Source organism: Kitasatospora sp. NPDC001664, from assembly GCF_053596675.1.
This window is the reverse complement of sequence record NZ_JBSFGS010000001.1, coordinates 511,484-529,952: the sequence shown is the minus strand read 5'-3', so window position 1 is coordinate 529,952 and position 18,469 is coordinate 511,484. Positions and strand designations below refer to the sequence as shown.

Below are 18,469 nucleotides of genomic sequence, written 5' to 3'. Positions count from 1 at the left end.
CACCGCGTCCTCCTGGACGAGCTCGGCTCGCGGGGCCAGCTGGACTGGTCCCGCTGCGCGGTCGACTCAGTGAACATGAGGGCCCTGAAAAGGGGGAACTGACAGGTCCGAATCCTGTCGATCGGGGCAAGTACGGGTCGAAGATCCATCTGCTCACCGAACGTACCGGTTTACCCCTCTCGCTCGCGGTCTCCGGGGCCAACCTGCACGACAGCCAGGCCCTGATACCTCTTGTGGACGCCATCCCGCCGATCCGCTCACGGCGCGGACCGCGGCGCCGCCGTCCCGGCAAACTGCACGGCGACAAGGCCTATGACCACCGATTCATCCGTTCCTACCTGCGACGACGGCAGATCCCAGCCCGCATCGCCCGCCGGGGCGTCGAGTCCTCTCAGCGCCTCGGCCGCCACCGCTGGGTGATCGAGCGCACCGTCGCCTGGCTCGGCGGCTTCCGCCGACTCCACCGCCGCTACGAACGCAAGGCCGACCACTTCGCCGCCTTCGCCAGCATCGCCGCAGCCCTCATCTGCACCCGACGGCTCTCCAAATGAGATGCCTTCTTAGGGCCGAAGCAAGACCCGCACCTGCACGGACAGTTGCAAGGCCAGTACTGGCTGAAGTCTAGGTCAGCACCGGTCTTCATAGTGAGTGATCAGCAGGAACGCTGTTCGACTCCTCTGCGGGTCTGCCCGGCGTACCGAAAACCGCTTCACTCTCGCAGGTAATCTCGGTGCCAGACGTGTTTGATGCACCGTCAAATCGCCACTCTGGCAAGGGAAAGGGAACAAATGACCGAGGAGACCCAGGGCCAGGTCGAGCGCACGCTTGTCCTGCTCAAGCCCGACGCGGTGGCCCGTGGTCTGTCCGGCCGGGTTCTGCAGCGGTTCGAGGACGCCGCGCTCAAGATCGTCGGCACGAAGATGAAGTGGATGGACGCCGAGTTCACCCGCAGGCACTACGCGGACTTGGAGGAGCGTCTCGGCTCCGAGGTCTACAACCTGACCGCGACGTTCATGCAGCAGGGCCCGGTGATCGCCCTGGTGCTGGAGGGCTACGACGCCATCGCCACGGTGCGCAAGATCGTTGGCAGCACCTACCCGGACCAGGCGCCGACGGGCACCATCCGCGGCGACTTCTCGCACATGAGCCGGGGCGCCAGCGTGGCCGTCGGCAAGGCGGTCGCCAACCTGATCCACGCCTCCGGCAACCGCGAGGAGGCCGCTCAGGAAGTCGACCTCTGGTTCGCCAAGGACGAGCTGTTCGACTACAAGACGCTGGCCGAGACGTACATCTACTGATTCGGCGGCCTCCTGGGCGTCACCCCGGTGACGTCAGCCAAGTTCACCACCACGAGAACGACTGGCACGACACGAGGAGAAGAGCCGATGACGAGCACGACCCGTCTGGCCTCGCCGGCCGAGCTGGAGGCCGCCTTCCAGCAAGAGCTGGCGACGGACCGCTGGGCCGCCGCCGAGACGGCGTACGCCCTGGCGCTGCGCCTGCGCGACGCCGGTGAGTGGGACACCTCGCGCGAGTGGGTGAAGCAGTGCCTCCAGCTGCTGGAGGGCTTCCCCGCCGAGACGGAGGACCAGGTGGCCACCAAGCGCACCGCCGTCGGCGGCGTGCCGCTGCCGAACTACCTGCACGCGGGCGTCGTCCGTGAGCGGTTCGGCGAGCTGGCCTGACGTAGGAACGGCCGGTGGTGCGGTCAGAGGAGCAGTAGCCGGCCGCACCACCGGCGACCAACCGAATACAAGATCATCTGCACCGGCTAGGGGTACCTCAGCGCCGGTGCGGCCCCATCCGCCATGCCCAAATCAGGAGAGGACGACCGCGATGGCCGTCGAGATCGAGATGCGCGCCCGGTTCGACAAGGACACCCACGACGCCCTGCTGGAGCGCCTGGTCCGTGACGGCGAGGACCTGGGCCAGGACAACAAGCTGATCCACTTCTTCGTCCTGCCGGACCAACTGCTCAAGGTCACCGACAACCAGTCCGCCGGCACTGCCAAGATCACGCTCAAGGACAGCCGGATCGGCCAGGGCGCCGCCTTCGGCGAGACCGAGTTCGCCATCGCCAAGGAGGACGTCGCCAAGGCCGTCCAGCTCTTCGGCGCGCTCGGCTTCGAGGACACCCGGCACGAGGCGTTCAACTTCCGCCGCAACTTCCACTTCGGCGGCGTGGAGATCGCCGTCAAGTGGAGCGAGGCGTGGGGCTACCACGCCGAGTTCGAGGTGCTGCTGCCCGACGCCGCCACCGAGGCCGCCCGCGACGAGGCCGCCGCCCAGATCCTCGACACCGCCGCCGAACTGGGCATCGCCATCATGACCGAGCAGGAGTTGGCCGCCTTCACCGCCGAGTTCGAGGCCCGGGAGGCCGAGCGCAAGGCTGATGCCCAGAACGCCGAGATCCGGTAGGGCCTGCAACCCTCAAGACCACCGAGGGGGTGGGCCGCACCATGAGTACAACCCGCACGGACAGCCTGGTCGAGTTGGCTGCCCGCAAGGAACTGCCGCTCCACCAGTTCACCGACGCCGCCACCGTCGAATGGATCAAGGCCAACCGACCGGACTTCCCGCCGGTCTGGCCGCCGCCGCTGCGCCCCACCACGCAGACCCTCATCGAGCAGGCCGCCGTCCCCACCCGGTGGCTCGCCGAACCCCAGCTCGCCGACTCCATCCACGGCCACCGGCACGGCCTGCGCACGGCGGCCCTCGCCGCGCTGCTGGCCGACTGGTACGGCCTGGACGAGTCCGACACCGCCACCGCGGTCATCGCGGCGGCCGTCCACGACTCCCAGCGCCAGCACGACAAGGACGACCAGGGCCACGGCAACCGCGCCGCGATCTGGCTGGCCGCCAACGCCGAGCTGGTCTGGACGCACTTCCGCCGCACGCCCAGCCCGAGCGAGGTCATCCGAGCCGCCACCGCCATCCGGCTGCACGAGCTGCCGTACGAAGCGTTCACCGCCGACGACCGCGCCGACCACGCTCGGGCCGAGCAAATCTGCGACCTGGTGAAGGTCGCCGACGCCCTCGACCGCTTCCGGCTGCCGAAGCCCACCTGGTGGCCGAACGCCGAGTTCGTCCGTGAGCCGGCCTTCGAGCAGCTGCTGCCGCTGGCCTACGACCTGGTGGTCCTCTCCGAAGAGGCCTTCCTGACCAGCGCCTCCAGCGTGGCCGCCGTCCGCTACGCCGTCGCCGAGAAGGGGTTGGTGTAGCCGTGGACTTCCTCGACGCCTACGAGAGCTGGGCCGACGCGCACGCCTTCTTCGGTGCCAGTCTGGTGCCGGCGATGCCCAACGCCGACGACCCGCTCGGCGTGCAGAAGGCCGCCTGGGTGGACCGGCTGTCCCTCGGCACGCCCAACGGCCAGCTGCTCCGCCGCAACGCGCTGTTCGACTCCTTGGCCAGCGGCGGCAAGCTCCACCTGCTGCACGTCACCCACGCCCTGGAGAAGATCAACCAGGACGGCGTGCTCTACCCCTCCGGCGGCTGCCTGGTCGGCAGCATCTACTGCGCGCCGCTCACCGCGACGAGCAGCGGCTTCCGCCCGCACAACCTCGGCTCCTACGTGCTCACCCGCGAAGCGCCGGCCTTCCTGGCGAAGATCGGGCGAGCGGATCACCAGCCCACCCCGCTGATCTTCGAGCTGGATCTGCCGTCGCAGGCGTACCAGGGGCTGGCCGGCGTCGACTACCTCCGCCTCGGCGCGATCCACCTGGCCATCTACACCCAGCTCGAATACCTGCTGTCGAAGACCGAGCGGCACCAACTGCGCGAGACGGTGGTCAGCCGGGTGAAGAACTCGACCGCCTTCCTGGCGTTGGCCGCCGCCATCGCCTACCAGGGTGCCATCGTCGCGCCCGCGGACTTCCTGCGGCAGCTCGACGCCACGATCCCGCGGCTGCCGATCCTCGGCTACCTGTTCTTCGAGGCGCTGTCCGAGTACGTCATGCTGCACTCGACCAGTTCACGTACGCGCCGGCTGGCCGAGCTGGGGGAGCTGAACAACTGGCTCTACAAGGAGCTGCTGTTCGCCGTGCCGGGGATGATCGGCCGGTTCGACCTCGCCAAGTTCCACGTGCCCGACCTCGCCGCCACCTTGGCCAAGGTCGACCGCACGCTCGACCCGGGCGCCGCTGCCGCGTTCCTCACCGACCGCATCAGCCACCTGGTCGCCGCGCGCCTGTTCACCCCGGGGCAGGCGCCGGACCGCTGGCGCCACACCAAGTGGGAGTTCGACAGCCTGGCCGCCCAGCTCGGTCCGCTGCTCGGCCACCTGATCCACCGCGAGCTACGGACGTTCGGCCGGTCGCCGGACTTCTACTTCTACTTCGACCAGGTGAAGGCGCTCCAGGCCTGGAACTACTGGAACCACCTCGACATCCCGGTGCCCTTCAACGGCACCATCCCCAAGGGCGAGATCGGCATCAACCCGGCCTACCCGGATCTCCAGTACCGGGTCTGGCGCGCCGACGCCGACGAGGCGGGCAACCTCCACCCGATCGAGCAGCTGGACCTCACCCTCACCCCGCGCCTGGTCGACCTCCGCTCCACCCTGATGCGCAACAACCAGTGGGCCACGGCCCCCGCGGTCGCCTGACCACTCGGCACCGCCCAGCTGGCCAACGCCCGCCCCTCCACCTCTCACCACGCCTACGAGGAGACGCCTGCCATGCCCACGGACATTTCTGGCAATCCGCCCATCGACCTACTCGGCAAGCAGATCACCGAGCTGCTGGCCCACTTGAACATCGGCCACGGCCTCGCTCGCACGCTGCGCGCCGCCGCCAAGGAGATCGAGGTCGGCCGATACCACCGAGCCACCCAGCGCGCCTTTCCCAACGGCCCCGACGAGCAGCCGACCAAGGTCCAGATCGGCGGCGGCAACCACCAGCTCGACGGCTTCTTCAACATCGACCTGGTGCCGCCGGCCGACTTCCTCTGGGACGTGCGCGAGGGCATCCCACTGGAGACCGGCACCGTCGAGCTGCTGTTCACCGAACACTTCCTGGAGCACATCGACTACCCGCGCTCCGCCAAGGGCTTCGCCCGCGAGGCCTTCCGCGTGCTCAGCCCCGGCGGACAGATCATCACCGGCGTGCCCAACGCCGCCCACGTGCTCAGCCGCTACCCGGCGGCACCCGTCGAAGCCGAAGAGATGATCGGACGCTGGTACGCCAAGCGCACCTGCCGCGAGGACATCAACACCTACCTCGACCTGATCAACTACGTCTTCCGCGACCAGGACGACGACCCGAGCTACACCCCGCACCTCTGGGCCTACGACGCCGAGAAGCTGAGCCAGCTGTTCACCGAGGCCGGGTTCACCACCGTCGAGCCCTGGACCTTCGACGCCACCCTGGCCAACCCGAAGCGCGAGTGGGCCAGCGTCTACGTCATCGCCGCCAAGTAGGAGTTCGGCCCAACCAGAGCGGTGGCCCAGCTCCAACCGGGCCACCGCCTTGCCGGGAGGCGTCCGCAATGTCGCAAGTCCCCACCGCGCACAACCACCTGCTGCTGGCCGACACTCCCAATGCGGCCGGCTGGGCAAGGCGTCACACCCGTGACGTGCTGGGCCGCTGGCAGGCGCCTCCCGACCTGATCGACACCGCGCTGCTGATCGTCTCGGAGCTGGTCGGTAACGCTGTCCAGCACCCGAACGATGCCAAGCAACCCGAGCGGCTGACCTCCGCGGAGCTGGCCAAGGTGCAGCTGATCGGCCTCGACCTACAGCTGCGCGGCCAGGCCGTACTGGTGCAGGTCGCCGACCACGACAAGCGACCGCCGGTGCCGCAGAACGTCGACACCGACGCCGAGGGCGGACGCGGCCTGTTCTTGGTCGAACACATGAGCAGCCAGTGGGGCTACTACCACCCGTCGACCGGTGGCAAGATCGTCTGGGCTGAAGTGCGCCCGAGCAGCCCGCCGAAGCCGCAGCCGGCGACCGCAGAGCCTCCGCCATCCAACCGCGCAGCCCGTTCCCGGCCGTTCAAGCCCATGACCAACGAACAACTCCCCGTTGGCGACCCGAACTTGATGGGTCGAGTGTTGGTGGGGCTCCGCAGGATCTGATGGGCAGTCGGCGTCGGCCCTGTACGAGTCCTGGGTCTACGAAGCCATCCACAGTCAGCAACCTTCACTCGACTCGCCCCGGCTCACTGCCATGATCCGCCCATTCGCCCGCCCGACCCTGATGAGGACTACCCGAAACTCTGCGCTCCGCGGTCCTGGAGGGACCGGAACCGCTCCGGTCCCTCCAACGGCAAGAGCGCAGAGGCACGAGCTCAGCGCTCTCAGCCGGACGTGTCGACCCTCTCAGCTCGGGAGGAAGGCAGTCCGCCGTCCTCATACGGAATCAATCCACTCCGAGTGACCGCATCCCTGAGGCGTGCTGCCAGATCCTCCGGAACCTCGACCCGGGCTTGGAGGGCAGGTCCGGGCTTGACTATCAGCCTGATTCCGCTGTCCAGGAGAATCTGCCGACGCCCTGCGGTGTCCCGGGCCTGCCAAGCCGTCGCGTACGTTTCGTCGGAGTCCTCCAGAATCCACTGCGCCGGCCGCTGCGGCAGGGCTTCGAGCTCCTCTCGCCGGTGGAGCAGCGCCCGCATGCGTTCCTTCCACTCGTCCTCGTCCTCGCGACCGACGATCAGGCCTTCGTCCTTCTCCTCGCGAAGGCCCTTGATCGCCCGCTTGACCACGGCCAGATCCTCCGAGTGGTCCTCCCCCGGGATGTACCGGCGCACTGGAACGTGCCTGTCGCCGACCTTCGCGATGAAGGTCTCCTCGATCAGGTCCTCCAGCTGCTGGGAGGGCTGAGACGTTCCGCAGTTCGCCCTCCCCTTCGCGCTCCCGCTCGGGCAGTGGTAGTAGCTGTACACCTTTCCGCTCGACTTCTTCGGAGCGTTCTTCTGATAGAGCGGCCCGTTGCACGCGTCGCAGAAGGCGACGCCGAGCAGCGCTGACGTGGAAAACGTCCGGGTCTTCTTCGTGGATCTGGCCGCGAGCGCCGGCTCCAGCCTGGCCCACAGCTCTCGGTCGAAGACCGGGTCGGCGATCCTGATCGGCAGCCCGTCCGCACCGCGGGTCTCCTTGCCACGGTGGAGTTTGTACCCGCGCAGCGACGGGGTCCTGAGCAGGTCGGCGACGACGCTGGTGGCCCACTCGATCCCGTCGACGCTCTTCCCCTTCGAGGTCTCGGTCTTCCCCTGGGCCCTCAGATGGCGCACCAGATTCGTCGGCTCGTTGCGGCGGTTCAGCTCCCCGGCGATCTCACGGAACGACCAGCCGGCGATGTACCACTCGGCCATCTCGCGCGCCACCCCGGCCGTGTGCGGCTCCAGGCTGAGGGTCTTTCCGCCGTCCGGGTGATCCACCACCTCATAGCCGTAGGGCGCGTATCCGCCCGGCCAGCGCACCGTCTTCCGCAGGAATCGGTGGGCACCGAGAACTCGGTCCCTCGTCCGCTTGAGTTCCATCTCCGCGAAGAGCGAGGCGAGCATCAGGAAGACCTTGCTCATCATCGCCGACATCGAGTCCTTGCCCTCGTCCCGGAAGTTCAGGACGATGCCGTCGTCCGAGAAGACGAGGATCTTGCGGTTGGCCTCCGCCCAATGCGCCACGTCCGCGCAGTCCTTCGCCGACCGGAAGACGCGGTCCACCTTCGAGAAGATCATCGCGTCCCACAGACCGGCTTTCTCCCCCAGCCACGGGCCGAGGTCTGGACGGTCGAACGGGCGGACCTCGGCCGACACGTCCAGGTCCTGGAAGTAGCCGACGACCTCCCAGCCCGACCGGTCGGCGTAGCGTTGGCCGGCTTCCTTCTGCACCAGGTGGGAGACCTTCTCGGCCCCTTTGACCACGCTGACGCGTGCACCGACGACGGCTCTGAGCATGTTCGAATCCTCGCAGGTCAGACCCGGTTTCGCGTGTTGTGAAACTTTTGTCTCCGGCGACCGCGACCTCTTCCAGCTCGTCGACGACGCCCGGGGCATCCAGGTCGTCTACCCGGTCAAGGGCGTCGGCAACGCCCAACTGATCGACGAGGCCGCCCTGGTGGAGAAGTACGGCGTCACCGGGGCCGAGTACGCCGACATGGCCGCCCTGCGCGGCGACCCGAGCGACGGCCTGCCGGGCGTCAAGGGCATCGGCGAGAAGACCGCCGCCCAGCTCATCCGCGAGTACGGCGACCTGGCCGGCATCCGCGCCGCCGCCGCCGACCCGCTCTCCAAGCTCACCCCGGCCCGCCGCAAGAACCTCCTCGACGGCGCCCCCTACCTCGACGTCGCCCCCACCGTCGTCCGGGTCGCCACCGACGCGCCGCTCCCCGACTTCGACCCCGCCCTCCCCAAGGAGCCGCTCGACCCCATGACCCTGGAGGAACTCTCCACCCGCTGGGGCCTCGGCAGCTCCCTGGAGCGCCTGGTGGAGACGCTGGGTGCGTGAACACGGCGGCGCCCGTACCCGGACTGACGGTGAGTCGGGTACGGGCGCCGGCGCTGTCGGTCAGCCGACCGAGCTGTAGGCGATGATGCCGCGGCGGAGGCTGTCCACGGCCTTGCGGGCGGTGGTGCGGAGCTTGGTGTCGTCGCCCGCGGCGTCCTGGATCTGGCTGAGGACGTCGATCAGCTGCTTGGTCCAGCGGACGAAGTCGCCGGCCGGGAGGTCGGCGTCGCGGAGGACCTGGTCGAGGTTGTGGCCGAGGGACCAGCGGTAGGCGACCCAGGCGAAGCCGAGGTCGGGCTCGCGCTGGCCGACGCCCTCGGCGGTGTTGATGCGGTGCTGCTCCTCCAGGGCGTCGAGGTGGCCCCAGATGCGGATCATGCTGGCGAGGGCCTCCTTGGCCGCGCCCTCCGGGACCCGCGGGGTCGCGGCGTCGTCGGACTGGCGCGACTCGTAGACCAGGGCCGAGGCGCAGGCGGCGAGTTCGGCCGGGGCGAGCTCGGCCCAGACGCCCTCGCGGATGCACTCCGAGGCGAGCAGGTCGAGCTCGCCGTAGAGCCGGCCGAGGCGCTTGCCGTCGTCGGTGACGGTGTCCCCGCTGAGGTAGCCGAGGTCGGTGAGCAGGCCGCAGACGCGGTCGAAGGTGCGGGCGATGGTGTGGGTGCGGGAGCGCATCTTGCGGTCCAGCACCTGGGTGTCGCGCTGGAGCCGGTGGTAGCGCTCGGACCAGCGGGCGTGGTCCTCGCGGTCGGAGCAGCCGTGGCAGGGGTGCTGGCGCAGCTCGGTGCGCAGCCGGGTGATCTCCGCGTCGTCGGCCGCGGCGGCCCGGCCCTTGCGGAAGCGCTCGGGCTCGAGGTGGCCGGCCTTGGTGCGCAGGGCGGAGGCCAGGTCGCGGCGGGACTGCGGGCTGCGCGGGTTGAAGGACTTGGGGATCCGCAGCCGGTCGACCGCGGTCACCGGGTACGGGAAGTCGATCATCGCGAGCCGCTTGACCTGCCGCTCGGCGGTGAGCACCACCGGGCGCGGGCCGTCCTGGTAGTCGGGGTGGCGCTGGTGGCGCGGCGAGCGGGAGACCGGTGGCAGGCCCGGGTCGAGGACCAGGGCGAGCCCGGCGAACTTGCCGGTGGGGACGTGGATGACGTCGCCGGGCTTGAGGGCCTCGATGGCCTCGATGGCGGAGGCCCGGCGCTGGCCGCTGCCCTCGCGGGCGAGTTCGTTCTCACGGTCCTTCAGCTGCCGCCGCAGGCCCATGTACTCCTCGAAGTCGCCGAGGTGACAGGTCATCGACTCGCGGTAGCCCGCCAACCCGTCCTCGTTCTTCTGCACCTGGCGGGCGATGCCGACCACCGCGCGGTCCGCCTGGAACTGCGCGAAGGAGGTCTCCAGCAGCTCCCGGGAACGGTGCCGCCCGAACTGGCCGACCAGGTTGACGGCCATGTTGTAGGACGGGCGGAAGGAGGAGCGCAGCGGGTAGGTGCGGGTGCCGGCCAGACCGGCCAGCGCCTCCGGGTCGAGGCCGCGCTGCCAGAGCACGACGGCGTGGCCCTCGACGTCGATGCCGCGGCGGCCGGCCCGGCCGGTGAGCTGGGTGTACTCGCCGGGGGTGATGTCGGCGTGGGTCTCGCCGTTCCACTTGACCAGCTTCTCCAGGACCACGGAGCGGGCGGGCATGTTGATGCCCAGGGCGAGGGTCTCGGTCGCGAAGACGGCCTTGACCAGGCCCTTCACGAAGAGCTCCTCGACCACCTCCTTGAAGCGGGGCAGCATCCCGGCGTGGTGGGCGGCGATGCCGCGCTCCAGCCCGTCCAGCCACTCGAAGTAGCCCAGGACGTGCAGGTCCTCGTCCGGGATGTCGGCGCAGCGCTCCTGGACGATCTCGCGGACGGTGGCCCGGTCGGCCTCGCGGTTGAGCCGCAGGCCGGAGGTGAGGCACTGCTGGACGGCGGCCTCGCAGCCGGCCCGGCTGAAGATGAAGGTGATGGCGGGCAGCAGGCCCTCGGCGTCGAGGCGGTCGATGACGTCGACCCGGCCCGGGGTCCAGACCCGGCTGGGGCGGCCGTTGGGCATCGAGCGGCCGCGGCCGCGGCCGAAGCGGTCGCCGCGCGGGTTGCGGTCGCCCTCGGAGCGGGAGAGGCGGACCAGCTCGGGGTTGACCGCCTTGGCGGGGTTGGTGAGCGAACCCTTGGGGCGGCCGTCCCGGTCCGGATCGGCGAACAGGTCGTACATGCGGTTTCCAGCCATCACGTGCTGCCAGAGCGGCACGGGACGGTGCTCGGAGACGATCACCTTGGTGCCGCCGCGCACGGTGTCCAGCCAGTCGCCGAACTCCTCGGCGTTGGAGACGGTGGCGGAGAGTGAGGCCAGCACCACGGACTCGGGGAGGTGGATGATGACCTCCTCCCAGACCGCGCCGCGGAAGCGGTCGGCGAGGTAGTGCACCTCGTCCATCACCACGTAGCCGAGGCCGTCCAGCGCGGAGGAGCCCGCGTAGAGCATGTTGCGCAGCACCTCGGTGGTCATCACGACCACCGGGGCGTCGCCGTTGACGCTGTTGTCGCCGGTCAGCAGGCCGACCTTGTCGGCCCCGTAGCGCTTCACCAGGTCGCCGAACTTCTGGTTGGAGAGCGCCTTGATGGGCGTGGTGTAGAAGCACTTGCGGCCGGACTGCAGGGCCAGGTGGACGGCGAACTCGCCGACGATGGTCTTGCCGGAGCCGGTCGGCGCGGCGACCAGCACGCCCTCGCCGGCCTCCAGGGAGCGGCAGGCCTCCAGCTGGAAGTCGTCCAGCTCGAAGTCGTAGAGCTGACGGAAGCCGTGCAGGACGGTGGCCTGCTCCTTGGCCCGGCGCCGGAAGGCGGCGTACGCCTCGGCGGGGCTGAGCTCCTCGGTGTCCGGAGCGGCCGGGTTCTCGGGGCGCTCGGGCACGGCGCTGTTCATCGGCGTCACCTCTTCTTCCCGTGGGACTGCTGGATGCCGGGCCGGGGAAGGGCCGGGCGGGACGGGTGCGCAGACGGCGACGCCTGCGGCTGCGGGGCCCGCGCGGCCGGGGCGCGGAGGGCCTCGGCACGGACGGGGGCGCAGCGGGTGCGGTTGGTGTGGTGATCGTGCATCTCAGCCAGACATTACCCGCCAGGACCGACATCAACAGCACCCTTTTCGCGGGATCCCGGACGGGAGCGGGGAGGGGCGGGGAGCGGGGGCGGCGGGTGCCCGGACCGGGGCGTACCGGGCCGGAGCGGGCCATGACAACGTGGCGCAATCACGCCTGTGCAAGGAGTCACGGCAGTGCTCCACTTACCCATCAGCACCAGGCACCGGGTACCGCGTCCCGTTCCCCCTTCCAGAGAGGCCCCAGCCATGCCGGCTCAGCGACCACGGCTCCTGCACCGCCTGACCACCCTTGCGACCGGGCTCACCGCCGCCGCCTGCCTCGTCCTGGCCGGGGCCGCCCCGGCCGGCGCGGCCGAACTGGACGGGGTGAGCGAGCCCGGGGAGTTCGCCATCTACGGCGGGCCGAACACCACCTACGAGGTGCTGGACCTCTACCTCTCGCGGGGCGACTTCACCCAGCTCGCCTGGCCCCGCTACGGCGGCGCGGTGAACGACCAGAACGAGTCCTACTGGAACCGGGACAGCTACACCTGGCACGTCTACAGCGACGTCTACCGGGGCGGCCGGCACGGCTGGATCAACGCCGGCGTGGCCTCCAACGCCACCAGCACCTTCTGGCACCAGATCTCCTCCGCCTACTACAACTGACCCCTCGTCAGGGTCGTCACCTCCGGGAGCTCCCCCTTGCGTTCCTCCGTCCTGCCCGCCGCCCTCGCCGCCGCCGTCCTGCTGTTGGCGGGCTGTTCCGACGGCGGGACGGGGAGCGCACCCGGCACCGGGCCCGCGCTCCCGGGCCCGGTGCCGACCCCGGCGGACGCCGGGGCGCTGCGGCTGCCGCTCCAGGAGTACCTGCCGAGCGAGGGCGAGCTGGACCGGCTCGACCGGGCGCAGCGGATCCTGACGGACCAGTGCATGGCCAGGTACGGCTTCCGCTACCGGGTGCCCGAGCTGCCGCCGGCCGGCGCGCCGGGCAACACCCGGCGGTACGGACTGGCCGATCCGGCCGAGGCGGCCGGCAGCGGCTACGGGACGCTGGGCGCCGAGGGCCGGGCCAAGCCCCCGCAGCCCTCGATGGACCCGACCGAGCGGCTGGTGCTCGGCGGTGAGGACGGCGCCGATCCGGCCTCGCTGCCGGCCAACCAGGCGGACGCGGAGAAGTCCGGCCGCAGCGCGGGCCGGGTGAACGGGCTGCCGGTGCCGCCGGGGGGCTGCGTGCGGGAGGGCTACCTCAAGCTCTGGGTGCCGACCGCCGGGGCGCCCGACCCGCTCAAGGTGCAGGACCTGGACGCCGACGGCTACGACCGCTCCCGCCGGGACGCCCGGGTGGACGCCGCCCGCGAGGCCTGGGCCAGGTGCATGGCCGGCAAGGGCTACCGGGCCGAGAACCCGGTCAGCCCGCAGCCCGAACTCGGCCTGCGGCCCGAGGCGTTCACCGGTCCCGAGGGGATCACGGCGGCCACCGCGGACGTGGCCTGCAAGCGCGAGACCAACCTGGTCGGCATCTGGTTCGCGGTGGAGTCCGCGTACCAGCGGGACCTGATCGAGCACAACGGCGAGCTGCTGCGGGCCTCCCGGCGGCAGTTGGACGACTCGCTGAGGCTGGCGGCCGGGCTGGTCACCCCGATCGGGTGACCCGGCTCCGGCGGGCGTCCCGGGGCGTCCGTCGATCACCTTCGGATCAGCTTGTCAGTTGCACAATCCTTCATCCCGTCAACACCCGGTCGGGCCCGGTCCTTCTTCGGTCGGTTCCGGGCAGAGCGCCTGCGGCGCGGGGTCCGCTTCCTACAGTCGGTGCACCGGGGCCGCCCACAGGGGCGCGGCCCCCGCCGACAGCGGGAGGGCACCGTGGCAAGTCTCGACAGCGCGCTCAAGGACGCCATGAGCATCGACGGTGCGATCGGTGTGGCACTGGTCGACTACGACAGCGGGATGGCGCTCGGCACCCTGAGCGACGGCAGCAGCGACCTGGACCTGAACGTGGCCGCCGCCGCCAACACCGACCTGGTCCGCGCCAAGATGCGCACCATGCAGATGCTCAACCTGCACGACAACGAGATCGAGGACATGCTGATCTCGCTCACCACCCAGTACCACCTGATCCGCCCGCTCACCATGCCCAACGGGCGCGGCCTCTTCCTCTACCTGGCCCTCAACCGGGCCCGGGCCAACATGGCGATGGCGCGACACCAACTGCGCCTGATCGAGGCAGGCCTGGAACTCTGACGGTGCGCCAGGGGGGTCACGACTCATGCCGGTCCAGCTGTACCAGGCCAAGGCGGAGCTCTTCCGGATGCTCGGGCACCCGGTCCGCATCCGGGTCCTGGAACTCCTCCAGGCCGGGCCGACCCCGGTCCGCGACCTGCTCGCCGACCTGGAGATCGAGCCGTCCAGCCTCTCCCAGCAGCTCGCCGTGCTGCGACGGGCGGGGATCGTCACCGCCACCCGGGAGGGCCCCACGGTGGTCTACGCCCTGGCGGGCGGCGACGTGGCCGACCTGATGCGGGCGGCCCGGCGCATCCTCACCGAGCTGATCTCCGACCGGGACGCGCTGCTCGCCGAGCTGCGGGCGGCCGGGAACTGACGGCGGGTCACGCGGTGTCCCGTCGGAGGCCCGGCCGCACAGCGGGCCTCCGACGGGGGCGGTGGGAGGGGGCCACGATCCCCTCCCACCGCGGCTCGGGCTCCCAGGAGCGGGGGAACCCGAGGGCTCGACGGGCAGCCGCTCAGCGGCCGTCCAGCAGCTCCACCAGACCGGACGCCAGGTTCCGGTACTCCTCCGGGCGGTTGTAGACCTGGGCGCTCACCCGGAGCACCCCGCCGCCGGACCACGGGCGGATCGCCACCCGGGCGTTCAACCGCCGCCGGATCGCCACCATCAGCGCCTTGGCGGTGTGGTCGCTCTCCGCGCAGCCCGGGGGCAGCCGGACCGCCCGCATCGCCGCGCCGGGCAGGCCGGGCAGGAAGCGCAGCCCGGTGCGCTCCACCAACTGCCGCTGCCCGTACACCGCGAGGGCCTCGTTGTGGGCGCGGACCCGCTCGGCACCGAGCTGGTCGAGCAGGGCGAAGCCGGTGGGCGCGGCCAGCCAGGGGGTGTAGTCGGCGGTGCCGCGCCACTCCACCCGGCCGGGGAAGCCGCGGTCGTGCTCCCAGGAGAACATCAGCGGCCGGATCCGCGAGCGCCAGCCGCCCGCCACCGCGAGGACCGCGGCGGCCCGCGGGGTGAAGGCCCACTTGTGCAGGTTGCCGACCCAGAAGTCGGCGCCGCCGGCCTGCTCGCCGAGGTCCACCGGGAGCATGCCGGGCGCGTGCGCGGCGTCCACCACGGTGATCACGCCGCGGGCGCGCAGCTCCGCCAGCAGTACCGGGTCGGCGATCTGACGGGCCGTCGGCGAGGTGACCAGGTCGAGCACGGCGACCTTGGTGCGCTCGTCCACGGCCGCCAGGATCCGCTCGCGGACGGCCTCCTGGTCGGGGGTGTGGACCGAGAGCCGGACGGTGCGGACCCGGGCGCCGCTCTCGTCGGCCCGGCGCTCGGCGGCGCGGGTGACCACGCCGTAGCCGTGGTCGGTGACCAGCACCTCGTCCCCCTCGGCGAGCGGGATCGAGTCGAGCACCACCGCCACGCCCTCGGTGACGTTGGTGACCAGCGAGATCCGGTCGGGGCGGGCGTTCAGGGCGGTGGCCACCCGGGCACGGGCCCGGGCGATCCGGTCGGGCAGTTCCAGGAACCAGCCGTCCGGGTCCTGCTCCTGCTCGGCCCGCAGCTTGGCCTGGGCGCGCTGGACGGGTAGCGGTACCGCCCCGTACGAGCCGTGGTTGAGGTGCGCCACGGCCGGGTCGAGGGTGAACAGCGAGGCCGCCCCCTGGATCTGGCGGGGCAGTTCGTCGCTCATGGGGCTCCCTCGAGTGATGATGTGTGACATTTCACACTGCATACTTCTAGCCGAAATCCCCCCTCCGGGGCAACCATCGGGCCGTGACGCACACCGACCAGTTCCTCGCCCTCAGCTCCCGCACCGGCCGTTTCACCTACGGCGCCCCGCGCGCGGTCACCTTCTCCGCCGACGGCACCCGGCTGCTCCTCCTCCGCTCCACCGGCCCGGAGGACCCGGTGGACCGACTCTGGCTGTTCGACCTGACCACCCGTCAGGAGCACCTGGTCGCCGACCCCGCCGTCCTGCTGCCCGGCCGCACCGGCGCCCCCGCCGACCTGCCCGTGCTGGAGCGCCGCCTGCGCGAGCGGATCCGGCTCTGGGCCCCCGGCATCGGCTCCTTCGCCGCCACCTCCGACCTCGCCCAGGCCGTCTTCGCCCTCGACGGCCGGATCTTCCGCACCGCCGTGGCCGACGGCTCGACCACCGAACTCCCGGTCGCCGGACCGGCCTTCGACCCCCGCCCGAACGCCGACGGCTCGGTGGTCGCGTACGTGACCGGCGGCGCGCTGCACCTGACCGACCGCGCCGAGCCGCTCAGCCCGGCCGACGGCGCCGTCTGGGGCGTCGCCGAGTTCGCCGCCGCCGAGGAGCTCGGCCGCACCCGGGGCCACTGGTGGTCACCCGACGGCCGGGCCGTGCTGGCCACCCGGATCGACGAATCCGCCCTCCCGCTGCGCTGGTTCGCCGACCCGTCGCACCCCGAGCGGGCCCCCGAGAGCTTCGCCTACCCGCAGGCCGGCGGGCCCAACGTCGACCTGCGGCTCTGGGTGCTCGGCCTGGACGGCACCCGCACCGAGGTCGCCTGGGACCGCGCGGCGTACCCGTACGTCTGCGCGGCCGGCTGGGAGGGCGACGGCGAGCTGCTGCTCACCGTGGCCGACCGCCTCCAGCAGAACGTGCTGCTGCTCAGCGCCGACCCGGCCACCGGCGCGACCCGCGAACTCTCGCGCACCGTCGACGAGTTCTGGGTCGACGACCTGCCCGGCACCCCGGCCCGGCTGTCCGACGGGCGGCTGCTCACCTCCGCCGACACCCCCGGCGGCGAGGCCCGCGCGGTGGCCCTGGACGGCAAGATCCTCACCGACGAGCGGACCCAGGTCCGCCGGGTGATCGGACAGCACGGGGACGGCCTGCTGATCGAGGCCGGCCAGGACGACCCGGCCGACCAGCACGTCTTCCTGCTCGACCCGGACAGCGGCGCGCTCTCCCGGCTGACCGAGGGCACCGGCGTGCACTCCGTCCTCACCGCGGGCGACACCCTGCTCCTCACCCACGCCACGCCCACCGGCATCCGGCGCCGACTGCACTTCTCCGGCGAGGAGTTCGACCTCCCGGACCGCGCGGCCGCGCTGCCCTACGTGGTCACCCCGAAGCTCGCCCGGGTGACCGAGCTGGGCCTGCCCACCGCGGTGGTCTACCCGCGCGACCACGTGGCCGGCACCCGCCTGCCGGTGCTGCTCGACGTCTACGGCGGCCCCGGCTACCAGGCCGTGGCCAACGAGCCGCGCCGCTGGCAGGCCCGCCAGTGGTGGGCCGACCAGGGCTTCGCCGTGGTCACCACCGACAACCGGGGCACCCCGTTCGTCTCGCCCGCCTTCGTGAAGGCGATCTTCCGGCGCTTCTCCGCGGTCGCGATCGAGGACCAGGTGGCCGCGCTCCAGGCGCTCGCCGAGACCCACCCCGACCTCGACCTGAGCAGGGTCGGCGTCCGCGGCTGGTCCTACGGCGGGTACTTCGCGGCCCTCGCGGTGCTGCGCCGCCCGGACGTCTTCCACGCCGCCGCGGCGGGCGCCCCGCCCACCGACTTCCGCCAGTACGACACCGCCTACACCGAGCGCTACCTGGGCCTCCCCCAGGAGAACCCCGAGGGCTACGCCGCCGACTGCCTGGTCGACGACGCCCCCGCGCTCACCCGCCCGCTGCTGCTGATCCACGGCCTGGCCGACGACAACGTCCACCCCTCGCACACCCTGCTGCTCTCCGAGGCCCTGCACGCGGCCGGCCGCGCGCACGCGGTGCTCCCGCTCCCGGGCGTCTCGCACATGACCCCGGACGGCATGAACGAGCTCGTCACCGAGGCCGAACTGGCCTTCATCCGCTCGCACTTGGGCTGAGGGACGGCGGGGCGGTCCGATGGAAAAGCACTCCACCGGACCGCCCCGCTCCGGTTAGCCTTCGCCGATGGCCTACCAATTGGTGATCTTCGACAACGACGGCGTGCTCGTGGACAGCGAGCCGACCGCGCACCGGATCCTGTCCGGGTACCTGACCGAGCTCGGCTACCCGACCACCCTGGAGGACTCGCTCCGGGACTTCCTCGGCAACGCGGGGCGCAACGTCCACGAGGTGGTGGCCCGGCGGTACGGGGGCACCCTGCCGGAGGACTTCGAACGACGCTGCCACGAGCGGGTGTTCGCCGCGTTCCGCGAGGAGCTCGCCCCGACCCCGGACGCGGCCGAGGTGCTCGCGGAGCTCGGCCGGCGCGGGGTGCCGTACTGCCTGGCCTCCTCCTCCGACCACGCCTGGATCGAGCTCACCCTGGAGCGGACCGGCCTGCGGCCGCTGCTGCCGGCGGGGTCGGTGTTCAGCGCCCAGGACGTGGGCGGCGTGGGCAAGCCGGCCCCGGACCTCTTCCTGCACGCGGCGGCCGCCCTGGGGGTCGCGCCCGCCGACTGCCTGGTGGTCGAGGACAGCCCGAACGGCGTGCTGGCCGCCCGGGCCGCGGGGATGGACGTGCTCGGCTACACCGCGCTCACCCCCGGGCCGAAGCTGACCGGGGCCGGGGCGACCGCCCTGATCGGGCGGCTGCCGGAACTCCTCGGCCGGCTGACGGCCTGACGGCCCGTCAGGGCCCCGCCGCCCCCGGAAGGGTGCGGCGGGGCCCTCCGTGTTTCCGGTGGGAAATTCGGGTAGTCAGAGGGGTTCCGTGTGATGGATGACATGTGAAATATTACCCTCGCTCACCCGACCACCCCCGT

Annotated in this window: 16 protein-coding genes and 2 pseudogenes; 15 read left to right on the top strand and 3 right to left on the bottom strand. The window is 71.3% G+C overall.

The genetic code is table 11. The annotated features are described in order from the left end of the window. From ACWCYY_RS02390 to ACWCYY_RS02355, 8 genes and pseudogenes are all read left to right on the top strand, one after another. Window positions 1–551: pseudogene (locus ACWCYY_RS02390) on the top strand (IS5 family transposase); the annotation flags it as partial. Between the two features lie 237 nt (window positions 552–788). Next, window positions 789–1,298, top strand: a complete 510-nt coding sequence (locus ACWCYY_RS02385; protein ID WP_449794838.1) for a nucleoside-diphosphate kinase — start codon at window positions 789–791, stop codon at window positions 1,296–1,298. An 87-nt stretch (window positions 1,299–1,385) separates the two neighbouring features. Next, a complete protein-coding gene (locus ACWCYY_RS02380) occupies window positions 1,386–1,685 on the top strand; it encodes a hypothetical protein (protein ID WP_449794837.1) in 300 nt (99 codons plus the stop codon). Between the two features lie 151 nt (window positions 1,686–1,836). Next, complete coding sequence (locus tag ACWCYY_RS02375; protein WP_449794836.1) at window positions 1,837–2,418, top strand: hypothetical protein; 582 nt, start codon at window positions 1,837–1,839, stop codon at window positions 2,416–2,418. 41 nt (window positions 2,419–2,459) lie between these two features. Continuing rightward, window positions 2,460–3,221: a hypothetical protein gene (locus tag ACWCYY_RS02370; protein WP_449794835.1), complete on the top strand. Its 762-nt coding sequence runs from the start codon at window positions 2,460–2,462 to the stop codon at window positions 3,219–3,221. A 2-nt stretch (window positions 3,222–3,223) separates the two neighbouring features. Then, the gene (locus ACWCYY_RS02365) at window positions 3,224–4,606 is read left to right on the top strand and encodes a hypothetical protein (protein WP_449794834.1); all 1,383 of its coding nucleotides are present in this window, start codon (window positions 3,224–3,226) and stop codon (window positions 4,604–4,606) included. Window positions 4,607–4,678: 72 nt separating this feature from the next. Further along, window positions 4,679–5,419: a class I SAM-dependent methyltransferase gene (locus tag ACWCYY_RS02360; RefSeq protein ID WP_449794833.1), complete on the top strand. Its 741-nt coding sequence runs from the start codon at window positions 4,679–4,681 to the stop codon at window positions 5,417–5,419. A gap of 68 nt (window positions 5,420–5,487) precedes the next feature. Beyond that, window positions 5,488–6,078: an ATP-binding protein gene (locus ACWCYY_RS02355; RefSeq protein ID WP_449794832.1), complete on the top strand. Its 591-nt coding sequence runs from the start codon at window positions 5,488–5,490 to the stop codon at window positions 6,076–6,078. Window positions 6,079–6,299: 221 nt separating this feature from the next. Here ACWCYY_RS02355 and ACWCYY_RS02350 read toward each other — a convergent pair whose 3' ends face one another. Next, entirely contained in the window at window positions 6,300–7,898 is a 1,599-nt protein-coding gene (locus tag ACWCYY_RS02350) for a recombinase family protein (RefSeq protein WP_449794831.1), read from the bottom strand. A 49-nt stretch (window positions 7,899–7,947) separates the two neighbouring features. Between ACWCYY_RS02350 and ACWCYY_RS02345 the strand changes: the two are divergent. Continuing rightward, window positions 7,948–8,448: pseudogene (locus tag ACWCYY_RS02345) on the top strand (5'-3' exonuclease); the annotation flags it as partial. Window positions 8,449–8,508: 60 nt separating this feature from the next. Here the strand turns inward: ACWCYY_RS02345 and ACWCYY_RS02340 are convergent. Then, entirely contained in the window at window positions 8,509–11,382 is a 2,874-nt protein-coding gene (locus ACWCYY_RS02340) for a DEAD/DEAH box helicase (protein WP_345279522.1), read from the bottom strand. A gap of 420 nt (window positions 11,383–11,802) precedes the next feature. On the opposite strand from ACWCYY_RS02340, the gene ACWCYY_RS02335 reads away from it, so the two are divergent. The 4 genes from ACWCYY_RS02335 (at window position 11,803) to ACWCYY_RS02320 (ending at window position 14,137) form a co-directional block, all read left to right on the top strand. After that, on the top strand, window positions 11,803–12,204 hold the full coding sequence (locus ACWCYY_RS02335) for a peptidase inhibitor family I36 protein (RefSeq protein ID WP_345279524.1): 402 nt from the start codon (window positions 11,803–11,805) through the stop codon (window positions 12,202–12,204). 36 nt (window positions 12,205–12,240) lie between these two features. After that, window positions 12,241–13,188: a hypothetical protein gene (locus ACWCYY_RS02330; RefSeq protein WP_449794830.1), complete on the top strand. Its 948-nt coding sequence runs from the start codon at window positions 12,241–12,243 to the stop codon at window positions 13,186–13,188. A gap of 246 nt (window positions 13,189–13,434) precedes the next feature. Then, window positions 13,435–13,779, top strand: a complete 345-nt coding sequence (locus ACWCYY_RS02325; protein WP_380150385.1) for a hypothetical protein — start codon at window positions 13,435–13,437, stop codon at window positions 13,777–13,779. A 25-nt stretch (window positions 13,780–13,804) separates the two neighbouring features. Continuing rightward, window positions 13,805–14,137 (top strand): ArsR/SmtB family transcription factor, encoded by a 333-nt coding sequence (locus tag ACWCYY_RS02320; protein ID WP_345279529.1) that lies wholly within the window; start codon window positions 13,805–13,807, stop codon window positions 14,135–14,137. A 142-nt stretch (window positions 14,138–14,279) separates the two neighbouring features. Here the strand turns inward: ACWCYY_RS02320 and ACWCYY_RS02315 are convergent, their stop codons facing one another. Next, entirely contained in the window at window positions 14,280–15,449 is a 1,170-nt protein-coding gene (locus tag ACWCYY_RS02315; protein WP_449794829.1) for an aminotransferase class V-fold PLP-dependent enzyme, read from the bottom strand. A gap of 83 nt (window positions 15,450–15,532) precedes the next feature. Here ACWCYY_RS02315 and ACWCYY_RS02310 point away from each other — a divergent pair, with 83 nt between their 5' ends. Beyond that, entirely contained in the window at window positions 15,533–17,605 is a 2,073-nt protein-coding gene (locus ACWCYY_RS02310) for a prolyl oligopeptidase family serine peptidase (RefSeq protein WP_449794828.1), read from the top strand. A 67-nt stretch (window positions 17,606–17,672) separates the two neighbouring features. Further along, window positions 17,673–18,329 carry an HAD family hydrolase gene (locus ACWCYY_RS02305; protein WP_449794827.1) on the top strand — a complete coding sequence of 219 codons (657 nt, stop codon included), beginning with the start codon at window positions 17,673–17,675 and terminating at the stop codon, window positions 18,327–18,329. Window positions 18,330–18,469 lie beyond the last annotated feature (140 nt).

Excerpts from the sequence above, each read along its gene's own strand:
- ACWCYY_RS02340 (WP_345279522.1), bottom strand. The coding sequence starts at position 11,382 with ATGAACAGCGCCGTGCCCGAGCGCCCCGAGAACCCGGCCGCTCCGGAC.
- ACWCYY_RS02315 (WP_449794829.1), bottom strand. The coding sequence starts at position 15,449 with ATGAGCGACGAACTGCCCCGCCAGATCCAGGGGGCGGCCTCGCTGTTC.
- ACWCYY_RS02325 (WP_380150385.1), top strand. The coding sequence starts at position 13,435 with ATGAGCATCGACGGTGCGATCGGTGTGGCACTGGTCGACTACGACAGC.
- ACWCYY_RS02335 (WP_345279524.1), top strand. The coding sequence starts at position 11,803 with ATGCCGGCTCAGCGACCACGGCTCCTGCACCGCCTGACCACCCTTGCG.
- ACWCYY_RS02375 (WP_449794836.1), top strand. The coding sequence starts at position 1,837 with ATGGCCGTCGAGATCGAGATGCGCGCCCGGTTCGACAAGGACACCCAC.
- ACWCYY_RS02305 (WP_449794827.1), top strand. The coding sequence starts at position 17,673 with ATGGCCTACCAATTGGTGATCTTCGACAACGACGGCGTGCTCGTGGAC.
- ACWCYY_RS02385 (WP_449794838.1), top strand. The coding sequence starts at position 789 with ATGACCGAGGAGACCCAGGGCCAGGTCGAGCGCACGCTTGTCCTGCTC.
- ACWCYY_RS02380 (WP_449794837.1), top strand. The coding sequence starts at position 1,386 with ATGACGAGCACGACCCGTCTGGCCTCGCCGGCCGAGCTGGAGGCCGCC.
- ACWCYY_RS02350 (WP_449794831.1), bottom strand. The coding sequence starts at position 7,898 with ATGCTCAGAGCCGTCGTCGGTGCACGCGTCAGCGTGGTCAAAGGGGCC.
- ACWCYY_RS02370 (WP_449794835.1), top strand. The coding sequence starts at position 2,460 with ATGAGTACAACCCGCACGGACAGCCTGGTCGAGTTGGCTGCCCGCAAG.
- ACWCYY_RS02355 (WP_449794832.1), top strand. The coding sequence starts at position 5,488 with ATGTCGCAAGTCCCCACCGCGCACAACCACCTGCTGCTGGCCGACACT.
- ACWCYY_RS02320 (WP_345279529.1), top strand. The coding sequence starts at position 13,805 with ATGCCGGTCCAGCTGTACCAGGCCAAGGCGGAGCTCTTCCGGATGCTC.
- ACWCYY_RS02360 (WP_449794833.1), top strand. The coding sequence starts at position 4,679 with ATGCCCACGGACATTTCTGGCAATCCGCCCATCGACCTACTCGGCAAG.